Here is a 23,785-nt window from a genome sequence, read left to right as displayed (position 1 = left end):
TGGCGTTTAGGTTGTGTTTATCCAAAATAAGCGTTTTTGCATCTTTTTTTTCTCCTAATCTCTAATCTCTAATCTCTAATCTCTAAATTCGCCCATGCTCAAAGCCAAAAACATCCATAGGTCATACGGACAGCTGCAGATTTTAAAGGGGGTTGACCTTGAGGTTGGCCAGGGCGAAATTGTTACCATTGTTGGCGCATCAGGCGCCGGAAAAAGTACCCTGCTGAATATATTGGGCACTTTGGACAGGCCCGATAACGGTAAGCTTTATATAGATAACACGGAAGTTAGCGGGTTAAATAATAAAGCGTTAAGCGCTTTCAGAAATCAACGGATTGGTTTTATCTTCCAGTTTCATCATTTGCTTGGCGAATTTGATGCCATTGAAAATGTATGTATCCCCGCATTTATTGCAGGCACCCAACGTAAAGAGGCAGAGAACAGGGCGACCATGCTATTAAAATTACTGGGACTTGGCGAAAGGTTAAATCATAAACCAAATGAACTATCCGGCGGCGAGCAACAAAGGGTAGCGGTGGCAAGGGCTTTGATCAATAACCCATCCATCATATTTGCTGATGAACCATCTGGCAACCTTGATTCTGCCAATTCGCTGGAGTTGCATGAGCTGTTTATTAAGCTGCGTAAAGAGTTTAATCAAACCTTTGTAATTGTTACCCATAACAAGGAACTTGCAGACATGAGCGACCGTACAGTATCCATGAAAGATGGTTTGATAGTTTAGTAACCAGGATAATGAATATACTGATAACAGCAGCAAATTCTGCCGAAGCCCACAGGCTTAAGAATCAACTAAATACTGAGAATATTATATTGGGCGATTACCTGGAGCTGCCTGCTTTTATGCTTAAAAGCGCCAACATGATCCGCCTGCCTAATCCGATTTCGTTATCCTATACACACGAAATGTTAACTTTATGTTTGGATAAGGAAATAAAGAAGGTGTATGCTTTGAGGGAAGAAGAGTTAACTAACCTGGTTAAGGCGGAACAACTCTTTGGAGAATATGGAATTGAAGTGGTTCATGGTTCATAGTTGATAGTTCATAGCAATTTGTTTTACTTTGTTCCCTATAAGCAAGGCTATTTCGGCCATGAACTATGAACCATCAACTATGAACTTATTTACAATAGATACCGGATTTTTTAAATTAGATGGCGGCGCTATGTTTGGTGTTGTGCCCAAAACTATCTGGAATAAAAGCAATCCTGCCGACGAAAATAACCTATGTACCTGGGCTATGCGCTGCCTGCTGATTGAAGATGAAGGCAGACTGATTTTAGTTGATACCGGCATTGGGAATAAACAGGATGAGAAGTTTTTTAGTCATTATTATTTACATGGCGATGCCACGCTTGACAGCTCATTGGCTAAACTTGGTTTTCATAGAAATGATATTACCGATGTGTTTTTAACCCACCTGCATTTTGATCATGTTGGCGGCGCTGTAGTAAGGGAAAATGAAAAGTTATTACCTGCCTTTAAAAATGCAATCTACTGGAGTAATCCAAAGCACTGGGACTGGGCTGTTAACCCCAATCAGCGTGAAAAAGCATCGTTTTTAAAAGATAATATCTTACCTATAGAAGAAAGCGGCCAGCTTAAGTTTGTTTCGGCCGAAGATGGTGTGAAGTTTAATGATAATATCAATATCCGTTTTGTTTATGGCCATACAGATGCCATGATGCTGCCGTTGATAAACTATAAAGGGAAACAAATCTTATACATGGCTGACCTGTTGCCATCAACAGGACATATTCCCTTACCTTACGTAATGGCCTATGATATGTTCCCCCTGCAAACACTTACCGAAAAGAAGGTGTTTTTGAATGAAGCCGTTGAAAATAACTACATATTATTCCTGGAGCATGATCCGATAAATGAATGTTGCACCTTACAGCAAACAGAAAAAGGGATCAGGTTAGGAGAAACGTTTAAATTAAGCGACATCTGATCACTGATTTTGGCTGATTAATTTGATTTAGCTGATTGCCTTTTTTTCTTTCGTATTTCCGGTCTTTCCCGACTTTCGGACTAATCTTCTCATTTCTAAAATATTTCTTAATTTTACAATATGAAATCGCAGATAGACAGAATAATGGTTATTCCTGGTTTATGTAACGGCAAGCCTACAATAAGAGGTAACCGACTTACTGTGCACACTTTGCTGAGCCATTTGGCAGCAGGGGAAACCGAGAAAGAGATATTTGAGTCATTTCCTTTTTTGGAAAAGGAGGATATTACTGCTGTGCTTGAATATTCTAAAGAATAGTTGGATTAATCAAACACTATTGATCCTAACCTTTAATCTCCGGCCTCTAGTCTCTACCTCTCATACTCCAATATATCCCCCGGCTGGCAATCCAAGGCTTTGCAAATAGCCTCCAGCGTTTCAATCCTTATAGCTTTTGCCTTTCCCGTTTTTAGGATGGAGAGGTTAGAAATAGTGATCCCCACTTTTTCACTTAACTCATTCAACGACATTTTACGCCTGGCCATCATCACATCAATGTTTATAATAATTGGCATGGCTAAATTGTTAACTCCTGTTCTTCTTTTAATTGGGCAGCTTCTTTAAATGCGGCGGCAATGGCAAGTACAAGTAATCCGCATATCAACGCTTCAAAATTAAAGGCGGAAGTATTTATTAATTTAAGCGGTGCATTTGCCAGGGTGCTTTTCAGGTATAATAGTTGCTCCAGAATATAATCCGCAACAAAATATAATATTAATAATATTCCCATTTCGTGCATCAGCTTAACAGCTTCGCTCCGAAACATGGTGCTCTTATAAATATTATGGATGATATTATTAATGATCCAGGCTATTTTTAACACCAAATACAATGTGCCGAAAACTAATGTTACTTCTAAAACCTTTAGCCACCATGGGTTTATTGTCAGCTCTTTTTTTACCCTGAGATCGGCATTTATACTTACGTTTTCTAACCTGTAATTATCATTTAGCTTCAGGTTGCCGGCTTTTAAAGCAGCGATGGAAGCGCCATCAATAAGCACCGCCGGAATTAGTTTTGTTGCCCGGGCGGGCTTTTCAGTTTGCATGCCTCCATCATTTAATCCCTCCATAAATCCCTTATATGCATCAGCTGCGGCATCCTGTAAAAAAAAGGCAGCAAAGGATATATATATGGCAATTTGTAACAAGCGTATTTTTTTCATATCTAATTTATTGCTGTAAATAAAAGATTTATTTATTGCAAATCAAAATTTATTTATTGATTTGCAATAAAAATTAATTGTCTATCATTGTTATTTTTTGATTTTGTAACATGTATGTCAATATCAATTTGTATATAAACTTTTCATAACAATTTTATAGCTTTGCACGTTCTATTCTAAAAACAAGAATCGAGGTTAATAAAATAAATGAGACAACTCAAAATAACCCAATCCATTACCAATCGTGAGTCGCAATCACTTGATAAATATCTGCATGAAATTGGTAAAGTTGATCTGATAACAGCCGAAGAAGAAGTAATATTAGCGCAGAAGATAAGAGAAGGCGACCAGGCTGCATTAGAGCGCTTAACAAAAACTAACCTTCGTTTCGTTGTTTCTGTAGCTAAACAATACCAAAACCAGGGTTTAACTCTTGGCGATTTAATAAACGAAGGTAACTTAGGTTTAATAAAAGCCGCAAAACGCTTTGACGAAACCAAAGGTTTTAAATTTATATCATACGCCGTTTGGTGGATCCGTCAATCAATATTGCAGGCTATTGCCGAGCAATCACGTATTGTGCGTTTACCATTGAACCAGGTGGGTTCATTAAGTAAGATCAGTAAGGCATTTTCAAAGCTTGAACAGGAATTTGAGCGTGAGCCGTCTCCTGAAGAGTTGGCAGATATGCTGGAAACTACCGTAGATAAAATTTCTGATACGCTAAGCAATTCAGGCCGCCATGTATCAATGGATGCGCCGTTTGTACAAGGCGAAGAAAATACATTGCTTGACGTACTGGAAAACCAGGAACCAAACACCGATTCAATTTTAATTAATGAGTCGTTATCCGAAGAAATAAAACGTTCCCTTTCAACGCTTACCGAGCGTGAGCGCGAGATCATCGTTTTGTTTTTTGGATTAGGTACCAACCATCCATTGTCTCTTGAAGAAATAGGTGAGAAATTCAATTTAACACGCGAACGTGTACGCCAGATAAAAGATAAAGCGTTACAACGCTTACGTCATACTTCAAGAAGTAAGATCCTGAAATCATATTTAGGATAGGGGAAGAGAGACAAGAAGTCAAGAGTCAGGAATCAAGAAGCAAAATATCGGGCCGGGTTTTCCATATGGAAAACCCGGCTTTTTTATATCGGGTTTTTAATCTCCGTTCCTCTTGACTCTTGCTTCGTGCTTTCCTGATTCTTGCTTCTTAACTTCTTGGTTCTATCTCATTTATCAGTAATAAATTATATTTTTATGGGTTGCATACCCCCAATTTAATAACCAATGCGCCCTGGCCTGTCGTTTGTAATATTTTTCATTACTCTATTTGCTTTTACGCTAAAGCTTAATGCTCAAACGTGCACGGGGAGCCTGGGTACGCCGGTTATTAATGAAACTTTTGGAGCGGGCACCACCTCAGGCATTGGGCCGCCCCTTGATCCGTCTTTTACCACCCTGCAATATTTTGCAGATGCATGTGGTGGAGAGGACGGGCAGTACACGCTGCTAACAGAGCTAAAATCAGGTTGTAAGGGAGGAACCTGGGAGATTATTGGGCACGACCATACACATGATCCTAATGGCTACATGATGGTAATTAATGCGGCAGAGGATCCCAGTGTATTTTTTACTTATAAAGTTAAAGGCAATATGCTGTGCCCGAATACCACTTACCAGTTTGCCGCATGGATAATGAATATATTACGCAAATTGCCCCAAACCGATGGTTATTCAAAACCTAACATTACGTTTAGTATTGAAAAGACAGACGGAACGGTTTTAAAAACATATAATACAGGAGATATAGAGTCGACCACTGATGCCGACAGCTGGATCCAATATGGAACTTTTTTTACCAGCCCGTCCGATGGATCAGATATTGTTGTTAAAATGATAAATAATGGCTCGGGTGGTAACGGTAACGACCTGGCCCTGGATGATATCACCTTCACACCCTGCGGGCCGCTTATCCAAACCGGGTTTGGAGTTATTGGTAACAACCAGGCCCAAAGCAACTGCCAAAAAGATAACCTTGATTATACTTTAGTTGCGCAGCAAACAGGCTATACCGATCCTGTTTATCAATGGCAGCAAAATAAAAATGACGGCAGTGGCTGGATTGATATCCCAGGCGAAACTGCGTTAACCTATAAAGTTAAAATTCCGAATGCTGTTGCCGGTGAATATCAATACCGGATAGGGGTATTAAACAAAGCAAATATTGGCGCCGATAATTGCCGTATTTTTTCAGACCCGCTTACCATCAATGTTTTTCCGCCACCTGATGTTAAGCTTTTAACTAACACCGGGGGCTGCGTTGGTCGGCCATTGCAACTGCTAGCATCCGGGGGAGATACTTATGTGTGGACAGGCCCAAACAATTTTACCTCAACCGAGAGCAGCCCGGTTATAACCAACAGTAGCAGTCCGGCTGATGATGGCCTTTACCAGGTACTTGTGACCAAAAATAACTGCCCTGTTTTTGCATCAACTCTGGTTACGGTTTACCCCACACCTGCGGTAGATGCAATAAATGACATGGAAATTTGTGAAGGCGGATCCGTACAGCTTGCCGTTAGCAGTAAAAACGCCACACATTTTAAATGGGAACCCGCTGAAGGACTTGATCACGACGATATTCCAAACCCTGTGGCAAGCCCTTTAAAAACAACAAAATATGCGGTAACAGTAAGTAATGATGGCTGTGCGGATGTTCAACCTGTGGCATCATTTACACTTACTGTATTGAGTAAGCCTGTAGCCAATGCAGGGAAAACTATAAAGATGTTTGAGGGGCAAACGGCCAAACTGGCTGGCACCGCAGCCGGAGATAAAGTAACTTTTCATTGGACACCAACTGATTATCTTGATGATCCGGCATCGTTAACCCCAACAACCAGCTCGCCCAGTGATATTACTTATACCCTGCATGTTGAGTCAACTGCAGGCTGCGGTCAAAGTACAAGTACAGTTTTTATACGGGTTTATAAGTTACTTACCATTGTTAATACCTTTTCGCCAAATGGCGATGGTGTAAATGATTACTGGTATATTAAAAATATTGAGAATTACCCCAATGCCAATATCAGCGTTTTTACACGATACGGGCAAAAGATCTATCAAAACATAGGTTATAGCAAACCGTGGGATGGCAACTATAAGGGCGCTGCATTACCCACCGGAACCTATTATTACATCATCGATCTGAAGGACGATAACCTGCCTAAACAATCAGGTTGGGTTTTTATTGTGCGGTGACAAATTCCCCTATATTCTCCGGCAGGCCTGCGACCTGCGCTGGTGGATGTCGCCCCTTCAGGGCTTAGGAATGTTTTCTTTTCGATTTCCCAGGCCCTGAAAGGGTCTCACCCATCAGCGCAGGGCAACGCCCTGCGAAAGATTTGATTTTTTATAGATGGATTTTAATTTTCTTTCAGTACCTGTAACTTTCCTCCTCAAAAAGTGGTCTATTGGTTAGTTACCAGCAGATGCGAAAGCTTTTTATCATATTGTCCATTTTTATTATTTGCCAGCATTATAGTGCGCTGGCTGATAAAAGGATAATGCCTGGTAAAATAACTTTCAAAACCATATCCGGCAAGCTTGATCCCGACCCCGAACCTTATGCTGATTTTACAACATTAGTGGTGCCGATAAAAAGAGCCGGCAACCTGATAATTGTTGAAGCGCAGGTTGATTCATTAGAAGGCAACTTTGTTTTAGATACCGGCGCGCCCGGCCTTGTATTAAATGAAACTTATTTCAGGTACCTCCCCAATATTGATGACCAGGAAGCTGCAGGCATAAACGGAGCATCTTCAAGTTCATTTACCACTTATGTGCGTAATTTTAAGATCCTCGACCTTCAATATAGCCGCCTAACTGCGCATGTTACTGATCTTTCATTTATTGAGAATGGCAGAAATATAAAGATCCTTGGTTTACTGGGCACTCGTTTATTTTCGAAATTTGCTATTACCGTTGATATTTTCCATAATGTGCTTTATATTCAAAAACTTGACAAGAACGGTAATATACCCGAATCGGAACGGATCTTTCATGATCGTTTAATGGTAAGCCCGTTCAAGCTTTTAAATGATGTTATTTTTTTAAAAGGAACCATTAATAATTATACCTTATGGTTTGCTTTTGACACCGCCGCCGAAACAAACCTGCTTGATTATGACCGGACAAAAAAAATGATCCCGTCTATGCAGGTAATTGGCCGTTCAAAATTAACCGGCGTGGGGGGCTCAAATTTTGAAGTGCTTTATGCCAAATTTGATGAGTTAACTGTTGCTGATCATACATTTACAAAAAACAGGACCTTGATTACCGACCTTGAAAAGATGGGTAAGGCTTACGGACATACGATGGATGGTATTTTAGGGTACGATTTTTTTGCAAGGGGGATATTTACCATCAACTTCGTTAAAAAGGAATTTGAAATGTACATTTATAATAATTAATGATAATGAGGCAGGGCAAATATGTTTTTATAGTTCTTGTATTGCTGATCAGCAGTATGAAAACTGCCGTTGCCCAAAGCCAGAATATCCTGTTTATTGCCAGCGATCATTTGATATTGCAGATCGACCTTAAATCGCCCAAAAAAGAGCTGGATAGTATCCTGAAAATTGCAGGGGTGAGCAATTCAATTGCGGGAAAGGTTTTAAAAGGCGATTTTACAGACATCAGTAAAGATGGCTGGAATATAACTGATCGTAAGAATAATATTATCCGGTTTGACAGGTCGTTAACGGTTTTAAATGATAATCCGCAAAGCACACCTTACCAGATAACTATCCGGATCCCCAATTTGGAAGGAAACCCAGGGTACCCTGCCGAAGTTAAATACGGGGTCAATAAATATGCCCGGGTAACCGTATTCGGGCTGTCGTCAGGATTAACAAGGTTTATACTTCCCGGGTATACCAGTGCAAGAAGAGTTTTTTTATCAGGGAGTTTTAATAACTGGAGTACGCTTCGGGGGGCAATGAAAAAAGCCGATGGCGGTTGGATAATTGATGTTAAGCTTAATGCAGGCGTTCATGAATATAAATATATAGTTGATGGCCGCTGGATGACAGACCCCAATAACCTGGTACTGGTTAATGATGGAGCAGGAAATACCAATTCGGTTTTTTATAAATATAATTATACTATAAAGCTACCCGGTTACCCGCTGGCCCGTAAAGTGATAGTTGCAGGCGACTTTAATAAATGGGATGAAAACGAGCTGGTAATGGAAAAAAAAGGCAACATCTGGGAAAAACAGCTTTACTTAAACGACGGCAAGCATGAATATCATTTTTTGGTTAACGGACGCCTGATAACAGACCCCACAAATTCTGTTAAGTTAAAAGATGATGATGGTAAACTAAATTCGGTTTTAAACATAGGCGGATCTGTTACATTTAAACTTGATGGTTATAAAAATGCAGGAAAGGTTTTTTTAGCAGGTGATTTTAATAAATGGAAACCAAATGATATCAGCCTTGGGAAAACTATTGACGGCTGGGTATTAAAAACTACGCTGCCTGCAGGTAATTACCAATATAAATTTATTGTTGACGGCAATTGGATCACAGATCCCGCAAACCTGTATTATGCAATAGAAAAAGGTGAAAGAAATTCTTTTATAGCAGTGAAACCAAACCATTCTTTTAAATTAAAAGGCTATGCCGATGCAAAAACGGTTGCCATTAACGGCACTTTTAACAACTGGGAACCAAGCGGGTTTACCATGGCGCATACCGGTGATGCCTGGACCATTGACTTGTACCTGAAACCCGGAAAATACCTGTATAAGTTGAGGATTGATAACAAATGGATAATTGATCCCGGCAATAAGCTTTATGAGCCTAATGAATTTGATACGTATAATTCAGTTTTGTGGGTGGAGTAATAAGGTGAAAGATAGTCCGAAAGTCGGAAAAGTCAGTAAAGTCCGAAAGTGGAAAATATATTCCGCAATCGATAATCTGGTTTCCTTATTAAAAAAAACATTTTACCTTTAACCTTTGCCTTTTACCAATTTAAAATATGATAACAATACCAATATACCAGGCTGACGCCTTTACTGATAAACTTTTTGGAGGCAATCCGGCTGCTATTTGTCCGCTGGAGGAGTGGCTGCCTGATGAAAAAATGCAAACCATTGCCATTGAAAATAACCTTGCTGAAACAGCTTTCTTTGTTAAAAATGATACCGGTTACAAACTACGGTGGTTTACACCTGAGTATGAAATAGATTTATGCGGACATGCTACATTGGCTTCATCACACATCCTGTTTACGCAATTAGGACATAAGCAGGATGAGATCCATTTTGAAACGGTAAAGGCCGGAACACTCATTGTAAAAAGGGACGGAGATAAATATACAATGGATTTCCCCTCAAGGCCGCCGATCCATATTGACGCACCTGTTGGATTGATTGAAGCTTTAGGCGAAAAACAACCGGTAGAGGTTTTAAGATCGAGAGATTATTTTTTGGTTTATGAATCGGAAAGCGATATCCGCGACATCTCACCTGATTTTTTTGCACTGTCGAAAATGGACACCGTGGGCGTGATTGTTACCGCCCCTGGCGATACTGTTGATTTTGTATCCCGTTTTTTTGCTCCCGGTGCAGGGATTCCCGAAGATCCGGTTACTGGCTCAGCCCATTGCAACCTGATCCCATACTGGGCCGAAAAACTGGGAAAAACCAAACTTCACGCCTACCAGCTCTCAGCCCGTAAAGGCGAGCTTTGGTGCGAACTAAAAGGCGACAGGGTACAAATGAGCGGCAAAGCGGTTACCTACTTAAAGGGAGAAATTTTTGTGTGAGGGAGGTAAAAGGTTAAAGGCGAAAGGTAAAGGGTTTTAAATATCGAATAATGAATTCAATTTGATGAAATGAATAAATATAGCACCTTTCACCCTTTACCTTTCGCCTTTTACCATCACTTTAGTATCCCACTGTAAACCTTTCCCTGATATGCTGCGGATTCATTATTTCGTCAATAATAGCTACGGCAAAGTCTTCCATGGAGATGTGGCTTTGGCCGTGTTCATCAAACAGCATTTGATCCTTGCCTCTGCGGAAGTTTCCTGTGCGTTCGCCTGGTGAAATCTCTGCTGATGGGCTGACATAAGTCCACTCCAATTCCTTTTCTTTTTGATAAATCTTTAATGCTTCGCGGTGTGCAAGCGATGCTGGTTTATATTCTTCCGGGAATCCGGGTGTATCAACACTTTGTACACCCGGCGCTACTTCAAGACTGCCCGCACCGCCAACTATTATCAGTCGCTTTACATGAGCTTGTTTTAAGCCATTTAAAAGCGGTACTGTAACTTCTGTAATGGTTGATGGTGTTGAACCCTTTGAGAAATTGTAGGCGCTTACTACCGCGTCATGATCAAATACTGCTGATTCTACATCCTGCGTATTAAACAGATCGGCTTTGGCTACCCGCAAATGGGGGCTCTCCAGTTTATAATCTTCCGGATGGCGTACTATGGCGGTAACATCATGGCCGCGGTTTAAGGCCTCGGTAACTACGCGGCTGCCAATATTACCGGTTGCTCCAAATATTGCTATTTTCATATGTAGAAAAGCTAAAAGCGTAAAGCTGAAAGTCAAAAGCCTCAACTGCATAAGTAGTACAACAAAACAAAAAGCTTTTTGCTTTAGTCTTTTTGCTTTTAGCTAAAAAAAGTCATTTTTATAATGATTTTTTTAATTACTTTGAAGGTTCGAAAATTTAAGGATCGGGATAACGTAAATGCAGCTTACTAAGTTAGAAATCAAGGGATTTAAGAGCTTTGGCGATAAAATTACTATAAACTTTAATGAAGGTGTAACTGCTATTGTGGGCCCAAATGGCTGCGGAAAATCTAACGTGGTTGATTCTATCCGCTGGGTGTTGGGTGAGCAAAGTACAAAAATGCTCCGTTCCGAAAAAATGGATAACGTTATATTTAACGGTACCAAAAGCCGCAAAGCCGCCAATCTTGCCGAAGTTTCACTCACTTTTGATAATACCAAAAACGTACTCCCTACTGATTTTTCGCAGGTAACTTTAACCCGTAGACTTTATCGTACGGGTGAAAGCGAATACCGCCTTAATGATGTGCAATGCCGGTTAAAGGATATTACCGATTTGTTTTTAGACACAGGTATCGGCGCTGATTCGTATTCCATCATCGAGTTAAAAATGATTGATGAGATCATTACCAATAAGGAAGGCTCGCGCAGGAATTTGTTTGAGGAAGCTTCGGGGATTTCAAAATATAAGCTGCGCAAAAAGCAAACTTTCAATAAGCTAAAAGATACCGAAGCCGACCTGGAGAGGGTGGAGGACCTGCTTTTTGAAATTGAGAAGAACCTTAAAACGCTGGAGAACCAGGCAAAGAAAACCGAAAGATATTACCAGATAAAGGAACAATATAAAGCGCTCAGTATAACGCTGGCCTCGTTCAGGATTGCCTCATTCAGCGAATCATTGGCCAGGATAGAAGAGCAGGAGCAGAAGCACAAAGAAGGGAAGTCAGGCATTGTAACGCAGATTGACACACTTGAGGCTTTTTTGCAGCAGCAAAAGCTGGATAGTCTGACCAAGGAGAAAAATCTTTCGGTACAGCAAAAAGCAACAAACGAATATGTTTCAAAGATCCGCGCTTATGAAAGCGAAAAGAAGATAAAGAACGAGCAGTTAAAATTTCAGCAGGATAAAGAAGCGAGATTAACAGAGGAGCTGGATAAGGATAAAACACAGTTTAACCATGTGCTTTATAACATAAAACGATTGCTGGAAGAAAAACTGCAGGAAGATGAAAATCTGCAGAAAATACAACTACAGGTAACTGACCTGAAAGAGGCTGTAGATGAATTAAGGGCGGAGCAAGCCGAAGCTAAAAATGAGATCGCCGAGCTTACCAATATCAATACCCGCGTACAGAACCAGGCTTATAAAGCAGAGAAAGACCTGGATATTTTAAAGATCCAGGAGCAGGCATTGGAGCAGGAAGGCCAGCGGAATATGGAAGACGCCACCAATAAGGAGGCAGAGCTTTCCCATTTTAATACCGCTGTTGCTGGCTTGCAGGAGCGTGTTGAAGCTTCAGAAAAGGATTTTAATTCAATTGTTGACTTTGAAACTAAGCTGCAGGAACAAATAAAATCAACAGAGACAGAGCTTAACACGGTACAGGAAACCATTATCCGCGAAAGCCGGAAGCTTGATGCCAAGCAAAATGAGTATAACCTCACAAAAAGCATGGTTGATAACCTGGAGGGTTTCCCTGAATCGATCCGCTTTTTAAAGAAAAATACAGAATGGTCTAAAAACGCACCGTTATTTAGCGATATATTATTTTGCCGCGAAGAGTACAGGGTAGCCATTGAAAACTACCTGGAACCACTGATGAACCATTACGTGGTTGAAACTTATAACGAAGCTATAAAAGCTATTAATTTGCTAAGCAAAGCTGCACAAGGCCGCGCGCAGTTTTTTGTGTTGAGTAGCTATGAAACAGCAATGGGCTTTTCAGAAAAGTTGGAATTAGAAGGAGCCATCCCTGCCTTAAATGTAGTTGAAGTTGAAAAGCAATACCAGCCGCTTTGTGATCATTTGCTGAAAAACGTTTACCTGGTTAATGATGAAAATGACAATGCCTTAAACAATGCTGATCTGCCCGATGGCGTAGTGCTAATTGGCAAAAGCGGCAAGTTCAATAAATCAAGGCACGCTATGGCCGGTGGTTCGGTAGGGCTGTTTGAAGGTAAACGGATAGGCCGGGCAAAAAACCTGGAGGCATTGCTGAAAGTAATTAAGCTGATTGATGTTGAGCTAAATGATTTTAAAGTTCGTTTTGATGAATTGCAGAATAAGCTTTCATCATTAAAAGCATCAGGAAAGGCTGCCGAAATAAAACAAAAACAACAGGAATTAAACCTGTTAAATACCGAGCTGGTAACCGTTAAAACCCGCCAGGAGCAATACCAAACCTTTATTGAAAACAGCCTTAACCGCAAGGAAGACATTGCCCGTAAAATAGACAGCATTAAGGAGGAAACAATTGCATTAATACCGCAGCTTGAGGACCTTAAAGCCCAAAAACAAACGCAGGCCGATCTGCTAACAGAAAAACAGTTGGCTTTTAATGAGCTGAACGAATACGTTTCGGTAAAATCAAACGCCTACAACCAGGACAATATCCGTTTTCACCAGCAGCAAAATAAGGTATCGGGTTTGATAAAGGATTTGGATTACCGCGAATCTCAAAAAGAAAACCTGGAAGGCCGGATAAAACAGAATAATGAAGAGCTTGAAAAGGTAAAGCTTGCTATACAGGAAAATTTGCAGCAGTCGGATAACTCTGATGACGACCTGCTGGAGATGTATGAGCAAAAGGATCTGCTTGAAAAAGCCACACAACAAGCCGAGCAGGAGCATTATGCATGGCGTGGAAAGATCTCTGAAACAGAAGAGGAAATTACTGCCTTAAGACGTAAAAAAGATAATGCAGAAATCATAGAAAATGAGCTGAAGGATGAAAGGAATAATTTAAAGCTGGAGCTGAATGCCTTAAAGGAAAGGTTATCGGTTGAATTTAATATCGATATCCAGGATCTGCCTGAAACAGAGACTGCAGAAGGTGAAAATGAACACGAGATTCGCGATAAGGCCGAGAAACTGAAAAAACGACTGGATGAGTTTGGCGCCATAAATCCGCTTGCTGTTGAGGCTTATAACGAGATGAATGAACGTTACACATTTATCCAGGCGCAAAAAAAGGACCTGAGCGATGCAAAGGCATCGTTATTGGCAACTATCCAGGAAATTGATGATACGGCGAAAGAGAAATTTATGTCGTCATTCACGCTGGTGCGTGAAAATTTTATAAGAGTTTTCCGTTCCCTGTTTAATGAAGAAGACTCCTGCGATTTGATCCTTACCGATCCGCAGCATCCGCTTGAATCTGATATTGATATTATTGCAAAACCAAAAGGTAAACGCCCGTTATCAATTAACCAGCTCTCGGGCGGCGAAAAAACACTAACGGCAACCGCCATCCTGTTTTCACTTTACCTGTTAAAGCCGGCGCCTTTCTGTATTTTTGATGAGGTTGATGCCCCGCTTGACGACACCAATATTGATAAGTTTAACAATATCATCAGGGAGTTTTCAAAGGAGTCGCAATTTATTATCATCTCCCACAACAAAAGAACCATAGCCAGTACCGATATTATTTATGGCGTAACTATGGTTGAGCAAGGCATATCAAGAGTAGTTCCTGTTGATTTACGCGAGCTTGTGGATTAAAAGCGAAAAGCTAAAAAACTAAAGCAAAAAGCCGGAATCGAAGTTTAACTTTAATTCCGGCTTTTCTGTTTAAAAGAGTTTTCGGCTTTCGCCTTTTTGCTTTCAGCTTATTTTTTAGCTTTAGCGCTATTTATTCTTAACGTTTCTTATAGTTATTTTTCTGTTAAACACCATGCCGCTAAAGTTCTTGCTTGAGCGCTTTTTCATTAATGCAGCTGAATGGCGTAAACCATAAGTTTGTTGTGCCGACACACTTTGTATAACTTTATTTTGTACGGTGTAGGTGCCTTTTTTAACGTAATTTATAATACTGCTTAGCATCGGGTCATTTGGGTCGCCAAAATCATACGCATAATCGTCGTAAGTTTGATAACCATTGTATCCGCCAACGCCTGGCGTCATTCCGGCAAAATAACCGCCCTGGCCTGCCGAGTTCTGCGTGGAAAATTGAGGATTATACATTATATACTTTCCAATATTAAGGCCAAAAAAGCCAACAGGTTTACCGTAGGTAGTATCGCCAACCAATTGTACGTCCATTAACGGCCGTAAGTTATTTATAGTTAGCTCACTTGCTGATGCCGTATTTGGCCCTACCATAAAAAATACCCTTTTTGCATTTAAATTACCGGCTTTTGAAAAGTTCACCGTATTAGTTGCAACCAGTTGCGCAATAACATCTGCGAGGGTATAAGGTCCCTGCCCGTCATTATAAACCTGGTTTTTTAATAACGGATCATGCCCACCTGTTAAATTACTGTTATAATACGTGCTGTACATTAATCCTGCGTTGCCTGTAGGCACTATTAAATTATCAAGATGTTCCGCAGTTGAAACAAAGCCTCCCCCGTTATAGCGTAAATCAACAACAAGGTCGGTTACGCCATTTGAGCTGAATTTAAGAAATGCAGCATCTAATTTGGGGTCAGCATTAGCATCTGATGTAAAGGTGTTAAATGCCATATAACCAATTTTATGCCCCGTCCCTCCGTCCAGTATAGTATCTTTTAGTACCGGGTTAACTGTATAGGAGGTGTTGGCTAAGGTTACAGTGGCTGATATTCCATTAAGTTTATTAACAGTCATTGTTAATGCGGTGCTGTTAAAAATGGCATTGTACACTGTATTGTTATGGGTTCCGCTGCCGGATCCGTAACCGGAGCCATCATAGGATATATTTGAATTGCCATTTACAGCAGTAATCTCACACCCCCGCGTTAGCCCCTGTGATGCGGCCGCTGAACCAGGGTACACATATAGGATATAAATTTTTACAGTATTTACGGCTACAAGTTGGTATCCGTAGTCAAATCCATAATCGCTTTTGTTTCCGTTTAATGCTCCCGTTTCTGTTCCGTCATCAATAAACGAATACTTGGCGTTCCCGGGATTAAACTTGCTATATTCATAGGGCTTGCCGGTTGCCGGATTAATTGCATATTGGGATAGCGCATCCATTTCATTTTGTAATGACACAAAATCACCGCCGCTATTAAAAGAGCGCGGATTAAAGCTGGCATATGAAGGTAGTTGCGTGTTCCACAAATAATCTTCTTTTGAATATAAATAAATGGAATCTCTAATTAGATCAACTGAAGATGTAGTAGTAGTTCCTGTGCCGGTTTTGTCGGGTGTGACTTTTTTATCCTTTTTGCAAGACGAAATTGTGCCGGCAGCTAATATGATAATTAAGTAAAATATTTTTTTCATATCAATGATGTATTATTATAGGGGTTTCTTGAATAGATATTTAAACGGAAATAAGTTAACTATGTTATGGTTATAAAGCTATAAATACATTAAAATTTATATAATCAATTCCGCTTGCTTCGGCACAAAGCCTGTCAATTTCAGCGTTTTCAATCATCAGCAGATCGCGCCTTTGCAAGTTATGATCTTTTATTAATAAATCAATAATATCCGGCTCGGGTTTTGGTGTGCTTTCTTCAGTAAAATAAACCGTTAAATATTGTTCAAGCCCATGCCATTCTGTTTGTTTAATTTTATTTAATTGCTGTTCGGGGTTGCCATTGGTTACTATAAAGATCTTTTTACGGTCAACAACAATCTCCTGCAATAAGTTCAGCATATTTTGATAAAGCAGCAGTTTTAAGGGCAGCTTTGCCGTTATCATCAGGTGTTTAAAATTGGCTCTAAACTTCTCGTTGATACCAAATTTTTCCTTTAAGCGGTCAAAAACAAATTCCTTCCCTTCATTAACATATGTATTAACCATCAGGTCGGTTGTCTCTCTGGCATTAATAAGCTCTGTATATTCCAAAAGGCTGGCAAACAGGTAATAAACCTGGTATAAATAATCTTTTTCGGGATAAAGCACATTATCCAACTCAAATATAAATGCCTTTTTACGGCTGTCGATATCAAGGTAGTTCATAGTTCTTGGTTGATAGTTCATAGTAGCTGTTTATTGCATTTTACCACTATAAACTTTTAAATTTGTTTGTAAAGATAAGCAAGCCAATTTAATTTGGCTATGAACCGCAAACTATCAACCATAAACCCGTTATGAATCCCATTGCTAAAAAACTACAGATAAAACCTGGTAAACGCTGGTTGTTTTATAATGCTCCCGATAATTATCTTGCCACATTGGAGCCATTGCCAGGGGATGTAGAAGCTAAATTTAACCCGGGTAGTGATTTTGATGGTGTACAGTTATTTGTAATAAACAGTGATGATTTGGTAAGCAGTTTAAAAACCATTATCCCGATATTAAAGCCCGAGACCCTTTTCTGGATCTCATATCCTAAAAAAAGCTCGGGTATAAAATCAGACCTGGAGATGATGAGCAGCTGGGATGAAGCAGGGAAGTATGGTTACAGGGGCGTAGCCGCGGCTTCCATTAACGAAACATGGACGGCATTGCGTTTCAGGCCGGAGGGGCAATCAAAAATCTCAGATTCAGGTAATGACGAGATCAGGAAAAACGAATATGCCAATTATATTGATGTGGATAATAAGCAGGTTAAATTGTCGGATGATATGCAACAGGTTTTAGCACATCAACCTAACGCATTAGCATTTTACCAGTCGCTTTCGTACAGTAATAAAAAAGAATATGTGATCTGGATCCTATCTGCAAAGCAGGAAAAAACAAAAACTGAACGGTTGATTAAGCTTGTTGAGAAGCTTTTGGCAGGGAAGAAGAATCCGGCAGAAAAGTAAATTATTGAGGATTTAACGCTAATGTTTTTTTAAAATAAATGATTAATGTTGATTTGGTTTTTACCAGTTTTATTTGATTTAAACCTATACCTTTTAGATAACCTTCAAGCTCAGGAATGCTGGTAAGCAACTCCTGGTTCTGATTTTTTAATTTGAAATATTTCTTATCGCCGTTTTCAGCAGGCTCAACATTGAATTCCATGCTGCCAGCAATCACTTTATTATTTACAAGGAGTGCTTTTGAACCAGAATAAAGCGTACTGTTTTTAAATGAAAAATGAAGGACGGCATCTTCAATCAGTAAGCCGGAAAAGTTTGTTAACAGACTATCGTATTTTATTTCAGGTTTGGGATAAAGCTTTTTGCGGTCGTATTGCGCTTTGACGGGTTTTGTTTCAAAAAGGGGAAAATTGTGTTGCTCCAATAATTCTTCGGCCATGTCATGGGTTGTAATAAGCCTGCCCTGGGTAAAATCTAAAATAATACCTGTCCCCGTAATTTCTGAGGTGCTTGAACAAATGCCATGAATTTTCCCCGTAAACCCGGCGCCTGTACTGCATTCCAAGTCCGAAATATCTGCAAGTATGGTAGCGCGTAGCACATTACCTGTTGCATCAATATCAGGCTTGCTTTTTACGTTATTCCAATGCGTTAGTATTTTGGTGTCAATATTAATTCCAATATGCGTCGTGGTATTAAAGTTCGCGAAATATTGCGGCATTAGCCTGTCCCTGTCAAAATGCTTAAAATCAATTCCCTGGCAGCATTCATAAAAAATATCTCCCAGTTTGTTTTCCTCTTCTGCATTTATAGTATGGAGCCTGTTTCCTGTATTTACAAATTCATTATCAATAAACTGTTCCACGTCTGGCACTTTTGCTTTTATCCGGCGGACAAGTGATGGAAAAAGATCCTGGCGATGACGATTAAGATAGGAAACACTTATACCTGTATTATATTTTTTATTAATTTTTTTGATTAACCTGTTCAGCGGTTCCATACCCTCCCCACTGTCGTTATTTACTATTTTTTCAAGTATGTTTTCCAATAAATCGCCCGCATCCATTTGTTTGCCCTCCAGCAAAATATGAAGATAAGACCTTGCTGTATGGTCGAACTTTTTATAATCAAAGCCATTAAGCGTAGGGTGGTAGTTTAAGCTCACGGACATCCTGAACATCGTGGGAGTATTAATGCATGGCGTTAAATTAACTCCGAATGTATTATCCGGATGGTTAAATATAAGAGCAGTGCTGTCAGATATTATAGAAAAACTGCCAATGTTGCCATTATCATCCGGGTAAATATTTGAGGTATCACAGCGAAAAGCATTAAAAGTTTTCTCGCCGCCGTCTAACCGCCAGCCGCTAACATCTAAAACTTGCTGATAGGTAGCATAGTCTTTTAAAAGCGGGTAGTAGTAATTGCTTCCGGTTGGCGTTTGTTCAGGCAATTTAAAATTTTGAACACACCTGCAATCACTTTTAAATGGATGTTTTATAGTATCAGCTTTAACCGGCAGATTACTGGTTTGTTGTGCAAAAAGCCGCTGACTTATCAACGATATAATTAACAATCCGATTAGATAAAGGGCAGCCGGGCGTAAATAAAAGTGATAAGCGCGCATCATTATTTAAAATTTAAAGATAGATGGTTTATTTTAAAGCATATGTAATGAAAGGCTTAAAACCGTTCTCAAATTATACGTGTAACACGGAACTATAAAATAAAATTTATTTGCGTAACCAAATGGTTTCATATATATTTGTAACCGAAAGGTTTCATATAGCCTTATTTTATGCGAAGAGATGTTTTCCAGGCAATAGCCGACCCCACACGCAGAGAGATCATAGGATTGATTGCACACCAGCCGTTAAACCTGAATGCTATCGCCGATAATTTTGAGATAAGCCGCCCTGCAGTATCAAAACATATAAAAATTTTAACCCAATGCGGTTTGATCACTATTAAACAGGATGGGCGTGACAGGTATTGCGAAGCCAATTTTGGTAAGCTTAACGAGGTATCGAGCTGGGTAGAACAATATCGCAAATTCTGGACAAGCAAATTGGATGCTCTCGGCGATTTCCTGGATAAAGAAACTAAAGACAACCAATAAATAATAAACTTAAAAGATAAATTTATGAGAGATGGATCAGTTATAGTTGAGTATGTGTATGACGCTCCTGTAGAAAGGGTATGGCATGCAATAACCAATGTTGAAAAAATGCGTCAATGGTATTTTCACACGCTGGTTGAATTTGAACCGGAAGTGGGCTTTGAAACAATGTTTGATGTTACGCATAATGGAAAAGTATTTCCGCACATTTTGAAAGTGACTGAAGTTGTGTTAAACAAAAAGATCAGTTATGAATGGAAATATGGTGGCTACCCGGGTAACTCGCTGGTAAGTTTTGAATTATTTGATGAAGATGGAAAAACCAAAATTGTTTTAACGCACGATAAGCTGGAAACCTTCAGGGGCGATATCCACCCTGACATGGCAAAACAAAATTTTGTACAAGGCTGGACTCACTTTATAGGTACATCCCTAAAGGAATATGTTGAACAGGAAACCGAAGAATAAAATTAAAAATCAAAACCAAAGAATATGGAAACATCACCTTTTGTAATTGAGAGAACTTACAATGTAAAACCCGACAGGGTATGGCAGGCCATTACTGATAAAGACAAAATGAAGGAATGGTATTTTGATTTGAAAGAATTTAAACCCGAAATTGGGTTTAAGTTTGAGTTTTCTGGCGGATCTGAAGAGCAACAGTATTTGCATCTTTGTGAAGTAACCGAAGTTATTCCCGGCAAGAAGCTTAGCCACAGCTGGCAATATGACGGCTATCCCGGAGAGTCATTTGTAACATGGGAAATATTTGATGAGGGTGACAAAACGAGGGTAAAATTAACGCACACGGGTTTACATACCTTCCCTCAAAACAGCAAAGACTTTTCAAGAGAAAGCTTTACTGCAGGCTGGACACATATTGTGGGGATCTCACTTAAAGAATACCTGGAAAAATAATAACTGTAGAGACACAATACTTTGTGTCTGTGTATTGTGTCTCTGCGGTTTTCGTTATTTTTGTATCGATATGCAGCAACAGCCGAATAACAAGCTTCACGGTAAAACATTAGAAATGATATTGAATGCCCTGGTAGCGCATTATGGCTGGCCTGAACTGGGATACCAGATCCGCATCAATTGCTTTTTAGATAACCCAAGTATAAAATCAAGCTTAACTTTTTTGCGCAAAACTCCCTGGGCGCGTACAAAAGTGGAGGATCTGTATTTGAATAGCCCGGTTGAGTAAGAAGAGATACAAGAAATCAAGATTCAAGAGCCAAGAAAGGCATAGCTTCGTGCCTCAATGACAATGATTCAAATCCTTCGCCTTTATCCTTTCAGCTTTAACCCCTTCCTTAGCGCCCTTGTTGGTGTTGTCACCAACAAGCTGGATGAAGCTTTTGCATTTGAGAATCAGCCTCATGCTAAATACACCATATTCAATACCATAGGCCCTGCATTTTGTTGGTGTTGACAACACCAACAAAGGCGTGAAGAAGAGATACAAGAAATCAAGATTCAAGAACCAAGAAAGGCGTAGCTTCGTGCCTCAAAGACAATGATTCAAAGCCTTTCGCCTTTACCCTTTCAGCTTTTACCTCTCTTTTCTTATCCGTGCTTTTTCTTCATATTCATTTTTGCCTTAACGCCCGAGCTGTAGTTATAGGTTTTTGAATTCTCGGGTTTCTTTTGATGGAAGGCTTCACCGGCAACGGGAGTAGCTGTTTTATTTTTTACAGGTTTCTTTTCTTCAACTTCTGTTTGTTTCTTGTCCTGCTCAATAACCAGGTCTTCAGGCAGTTCACCAACAGGTATTTTTTGGCCTATGGCTTGTTCTATCCTTCGTACAGTTGTAAGTTCTAAATCTGTAGTGAAAGTTATGGACAGCGTTTCATCTTCACTTTCGGGTGAATTATTGAGAACTCTTTTTATAAAAATCTCTTTTTCTTCCGGCAGCTCAAAGTGGATGAGGAAAGGGATGCCTTGCAGGTTAAGGGACTCGTTATCTTCATTGCAAATGATCAATACCCTTGTGTTGGCAGATGTTTTAAAATCTTTTATTTCCTTAAACCCATTTAATTCAACCGACCATGAATTTAATACGGCAATGGAGTTATTTTGCCGGTTTTGAAGTGTTTTATAGATCTTTTCGGCTGTATGACGGGTGTTTACAAACACAACTGTTTTGGTAAATAGCTCGCTATCCTGCATAAATAAATTAAGCAGGTTTAGTTTTGTAATAAAATTAGGTACGTGATATAACAGCTGCGGATGCGTTTCCAGTACGCTCTCAGCAATCTCCTCAATCTCAACCGTAGTTGCCGATTGCATAAAAGGGGCGATCATTTTGTTCAGCCTGTCATGGATCACTTCTGTAAATACCAGGTGCTGGCATTTGGTAATGCTGTTGGCCAGTTCAGCAACAGGTAATTGTAAGCCTTGTTTAACAATCAGATCTGCGTCATCAACAATTAAAAGCTCAATCTTATTAAGGTTAAGGCCAAGCTTTAAATAAATAGCACGTGCCCTGTCAGGCGTAGCAACTACTATATCTGCGCCATCGGCAAGGGCATTCATTTGGGTTTCAGTGCCGATTGCCGCATAAAGGCCAACAATTGAGATTTGTTTGTTTCTACCAAAATGTTCCAGCCCGCTTATAACTGCCAATACATCTTCCTTAGCTGGCACCAGGATCAACACCAACGGCACACCTTCTGCATTATATTTTATCCGGTTTAAAACAGCCAGGATATAAGTGGTAGTTTTACCGCAACCTTCGGGGCCTGAAACAATAACATCCTGGCCTCCATAAATGCGGGCTAATGTTTTTTGCTGCACCTCTTTAGGGCTGATATAACCTGCTTCGGTTATTGTTCTTACTAATTGTTTATTAAGCTTTAATTTTTCTGACCACGCCATCCTGTAATGTTAAAATCCCGAAGGAGTGCAAAATTACCCTTTTTATAGCTAATTTTCAGCTATTTAATATAATGAGATAATTTGACAGCATTAAACAGCCTGCCAACCGGCATCAACACCGCTTTGAAGCGTGGCAGTGAACGTTGTCGCAGGCAGAAGATTAAGGTAGGGATAAGTAACTTTCGAAAGGTATAATCCCTGTGGATAAGCCGGGATAATGATCTTTGGCGTTTCTTTATTTATCAGGTAATGTTCAAACTCATCAACGCTCATCCGCCCTTCGCCAATATCCAATAGCCGGCCAATTATTATCCTTACCATTTTGCTCAAAAAACGATTGGCCGAGATCTGAAACCTGATTTTATCGCCGTTGCTATTGGCAAACAAACCTGCCGATGAAACTTTGCAGATGGTATGGTCATTCCTGTCGGGCGTTTTGCAGAAGCCCCGGTAATCATCATATAGGGGGAGGAGGGCAACGGCAGCCTTCATTTTATTCAGATCAAGTTTGGGGTCCAAATAAAGTGAACTGAAGCCGTTTAAGAAAGGGTCTTTATAAGTATGGATAAAATAATCATAGCTTCTTTGAACAGCATCAAATCGTGCATGACAAAGGCCCTGCATCGGGATAATGTCAAAAACGGCAATATCATCCGGCAAGATCTTGTTAATGCGGAAAAAGAATTCATCATCCAGATCCCGCTCAATATCAGCATGAAAAAAGAACTGGCTGGCATGCACCTGTGCATCTGTACGCCCGCATCCATTAATATTTATTACTGTTTTTAATAATTTGCCAAGCGCGGTTTCCAATACTTCCTGTACATTCAGCACCCCCGGATGTTTTTGCCAACCGCTGTAATTAGTGCCATGATAGGCTATGTGGAAGAAGTAGCGCAAGCGTATTAATTAAGTGTTTTTTATAAAGCTTGAAAGATACGGACAGATTTACGAAGTTTTAGAAACTTCGTAAATCTTCGACATCTCAACAAAAAAACCGAATAGCTTTCACTATCCGGTTCACATTATATTGTTGATTGATTCTCTTAAGTCCGAAAGTCGGGAAAGTCAGTAAA

23 protein-coding genes are annotated in these 23,785 nt (G+C 39.9%); 15 read left to right on the top strand and 8 right to left on the bottom strand.

Going from position 1 to position 23,785, the window contains the following annotated elements:
* Positions 1-94 precede the first annotated feature (94 nt).
* The 4 genes from BUE31_RS14815 (at position 95) to BUE31_RS14800 (ending at position 2,293) form a co-directional block, all read left to right on the top strand.
* The gene (locus BUE31_RS14815; protein ID WP_073404586.1) at positions 95-745 is read left to right on the top strand and encodes an ABC transporter ATP-binding protein; all 651 of its coding nucleotides are present in this window, start codon (positions 95-97) and stop codon (positions 743-745) included.
* 11 nt (positions 746-756) lie between these two features.
* Positions 757-1,056, top strand: coding sequence for a hypothetical protein (locus tag BUE31_RS14810; protein ID WP_073404585.1), 300 nt, complete (start codon positions 757-759; stop codon positions 1,054-1,056).
* A gap of 79 nt (positions 1,057-1,135) precedes the next feature.
* Positions 1,136-1,975 (top strand): MBL fold metallo-hydrolase, encoded by an 840-nt coding sequence (locus BUE31_RS14805; RefSeq protein ID WP_073404961.1) that lies wholly within the window; start codon positions 1,136-1,138, stop codon positions 1,973-1,975.
* 120 nt (positions 1,976-2,095) lie between these two features.
* On the top strand, positions 2,096-2,293 hold the full coding sequence (locus BUE31_RS14800; RefSeq protein ID WP_073404584.1) for a DUF433 domain-containing protein: 198 nt from the start codon (positions 2,096-2,098) through the stop codon (positions 2,291-2,293).
* A 53-nt stretch (positions 2,294-2,346) separates the two neighbouring features.
* On the opposite strand, the gene BUE31_RS14795 is transcribed toward BUE31_RS14800, so the two are convergent.
* Positions 2,347-2,550, bottom strand: coding sequence for a helix-turn-helix domain-containing protein (locus tag BUE31_RS14795; RefSeq protein ID WP_073404583.1), 204 nt, complete (start codon positions 2,548-2,550; stop codon positions 2,347-2,349).
* Positions 2,551-2,552: 2 nt separating this feature from the next.
* A complete protein-coding gene (locus BUE31_RS14790) occupies positions 2,553-3,200 on the bottom strand; it encodes a DUF2975 domain-containing protein (protein ID WP_073404582.1) in 648 nt (215 codons plus the stop codon).
* A 207-nt stretch (positions 3,201-3,407) separates the two neighbouring features.
* On the opposite strand from BUE31_RS14790, the gene BUE31_RS14785 reads away from it, so the two are divergent.
* From BUE31_RS14785 to BUE31_RS14765, 5 genes are all read left to right on the top strand, one after another.
* Positions 3,408-4,268 (top strand): sigma-70 family RNA polymerase sigma factor, encoded by an 861-nt coding sequence (locus BUE31_RS14785; RefSeq protein ID WP_073404581.1) that lies wholly within the window; start codon positions 3,408-3,410, stop codon positions 4,266-4,268.
* Positions 4,269-4,493: 225 nt separating this feature from the next.
* The gene (locus tag BUE31_RS14780) at positions 4,494-6,467 is read left to right on the top strand and encodes a gliding motility-associated C-terminal domain-containing protein (protein ID WP_073404580.1); all 1,974 of its coding nucleotides are present in this window, start codon (positions 4,494-4,496) and stop codon (positions 6,465-6,467) included.
* Between the two features lie 230 nt (positions 6,468-6,697).
* Positions 6,698-7,678 (top strand): aspartyl protease family protein, encoded by a 981-nt coding sequence (locus BUE31_RS14775; RefSeq protein ID WP_073404579.1) that lies wholly within the window; start codon positions 6,698-6,700, stop codon positions 7,676-7,678.
* Complete coding sequence (locus BUE31_RS14770; protein WP_073404578.1) at positions 7,678-9,117, top strand: early set domain-containing protein; 1,440 nt, start codon at positions 7,678-7,680, stop codon at positions 9,115-9,117. The genes BUE31_RS14775 and BUE31_RS14770 overlap by 1 nt, the downstream gene beginning before the upstream one ends.
* A 137-nt stretch (positions 9,118-9,254) precedes the next feature.
* Positions 9,255-10,043 (top strand): PhzF family phenazine biosynthesis protein, encoded by a 789-nt coding sequence (locus tag BUE31_RS14765; protein WP_234997834.1) that lies wholly within the window; start codon positions 9,255-9,257, stop codon positions 10,041-10,043.
* Positions 10,044-10,164: 121 nt separating this feature from the next.
* On the opposite strand, the gene BUE31_RS14760 is transcribed toward BUE31_RS14765, so the two are convergent.
* Positions 10,165-10,803 (bottom strand): NAD(P)-dependent oxidoreductase, encoded by a 639-nt coding sequence (locus BUE31_RS14760; RefSeq protein WP_073404577.1) that lies wholly within the window; start codon positions 10,801-10,803, stop codon positions 10,165-10,167.
* A 178-nt stretch (positions 10,804-10,981) separates the two neighbouring features.
* Here BUE31_RS14760 and smc point away from each other — a divergent pair, with 178 nt between their 5' ends.
* Positions 10,982-14,524 (top strand): chromosome segregation protein SMC, encoded by a 3,543-nt coding sequence (gene smc, locus BUE31_RS14755; RefSeq protein ID WP_073404576.1) that lies wholly within the window; start codon positions 10,982-10,984, stop codon positions 14,522-14,524.
* Positions 14,525-14,650: 126 nt separating this feature from the next.
* Here the strand turns inward: smc and BUE31_RS14750 are convergent, their stop codons facing one another.
* Entirely contained in the window at positions 14,651-16,234 is a 1,584-nt protein-coding gene (locus BUE31_RS14750; protein ID WP_073404575.1) for a S41 family peptidase, read from the bottom strand.
* 70 nt (positions 16,235-16,304) lie between these two features.
* Positions 16,305-16,940, bottom strand: coding sequence for an HAD family hydrolase (locus tag BUE31_RS14745; RefSeq protein WP_234997833.1), 636 nt, complete (start codon positions 16,938-16,940; stop codon positions 16,305-16,307).
* A gap of 110 nt (positions 16,941-17,050) precedes the next feature.
* Here BUE31_RS14745 and BUE31_RS14740 point away from each other — a divergent pair, with 110 nt between their 5' ends.
* Positions 17,051-17,710, top strand: a complete 660-nt coding sequence (locus BUE31_RS14740; RefSeq protein ID WP_073404574.1) for a YdeI/OmpD-associated family protein — start codon at positions 17,051-17,053, stop codon at positions 17,708-17,710.
* A 1-nt stretch (position 17,711) separates the two neighbouring features.
* On the opposite strand, the gene BUE31_RS14735 is transcribed toward BUE31_RS14740, so the two are convergent.
* Positions 17,712-19,340: a hypothetical protein gene (locus tag BUE31_RS14735; RefSeq protein ID WP_073404573.1), complete on the bottom strand. Its 1,629-nt coding sequence runs from the start codon at positions 19,338-19,340 to the stop codon at positions 17,712-17,714.
* A gap of 168 nt (positions 19,341-19,508) precedes the next feature.
* On the opposite strand from BUE31_RS14735, the gene BUE31_RS14730 reads away from it, so the two are divergent.
* The 4 genes from BUE31_RS14730 to BUE31_RS14715 all read left to right on the top strand — a co-directional run bounded on the left by BUE31_RS14730 (position 19,509) and on the right by BUE31_RS14715 (position 21,036).
* Positions 19,509-19,829, top strand: coding sequence for an ArsR/SmtB family transcription factor (locus tag BUE31_RS14730; RefSeq protein WP_073404572.1), 321 nt, complete (start codon positions 19,509-19,511; stop codon positions 19,827-19,829).
* A 24-nt stretch (positions 19,830-19,853) separates the two neighbouring features.
* Positions 19,854-20,297, top strand: a complete 444-nt coding sequence (locus BUE31_RS14725; protein WP_073404571.1) for an SRPBCC family protein — start codon at positions 19,854-19,856, stop codon at positions 20,295-20,297.
* A gap of 24 nt (positions 20,298-20,321) precedes the next feature.
* Complete coding sequence (locus tag BUE31_RS14720; protein ID WP_073404570.1) at positions 20,322-20,747, top strand: SRPBCC family protein; 426 nt, start codon at positions 20,322-20,324, stop codon at positions 20,745-20,747.
* A gap of 70 nt (positions 20,748-20,817) precedes the next feature.
* The gene (locus BUE31_RS14715; RefSeq protein WP_073404569.1) at positions 20,818-21,036 is read left to right on the top strand and encodes a VF530 family protein; all 219 of its coding nucleotides are present in this window, start codon (positions 20,818-20,820) and stop codon (positions 21,034-21,036) included.
* A 362-nt stretch (positions 21,037-21,398) separates the two neighbouring features.
* Here the strand turns inward: BUE31_RS14715 and BUE31_RS14710 are convergent, their stop codons facing one another.
* Both BUE31_RS14710 and BUE31_RS14705 read right to left on the bottom strand, forming a co-directional pair.
* On the bottom strand, positions 21,399-22,709 hold the full coding sequence (locus BUE31_RS14710) for a DEAD/DEAH box helicase (RefSeq protein WP_073404568.1): 1,311 nt from the start codon (positions 22,707-22,709) through the stop codon (positions 21,399-21,401).
* Positions 22,710-22,799: 90 nt separating this feature from the next.
* On the bottom strand, positions 22,800-23,609 hold the full coding sequence (locus BUE31_RS14705) for a tRNA pseudouridine synthase A (protein WP_073404567.1): 810 nt from the start codon (positions 23,607-23,609) through the stop codon (positions 22,800-22,802).
* Positions 23,610-23,785 lie beyond the last annotated feature (176 nt).

Source organism: Mucilaginibacter sp. OK098, from assembly GCF_900142915.1.
GTDB lineage: Bacteria > Bacteroidota > Bacteroidia > Sphingobacteriales > Sphingobacteriaceae > Mucilaginibacter.
Note: the sequence above shows the minus strand (reverse complement) of the source record. Positions and strands in the feature narration are given on the sequence as shown.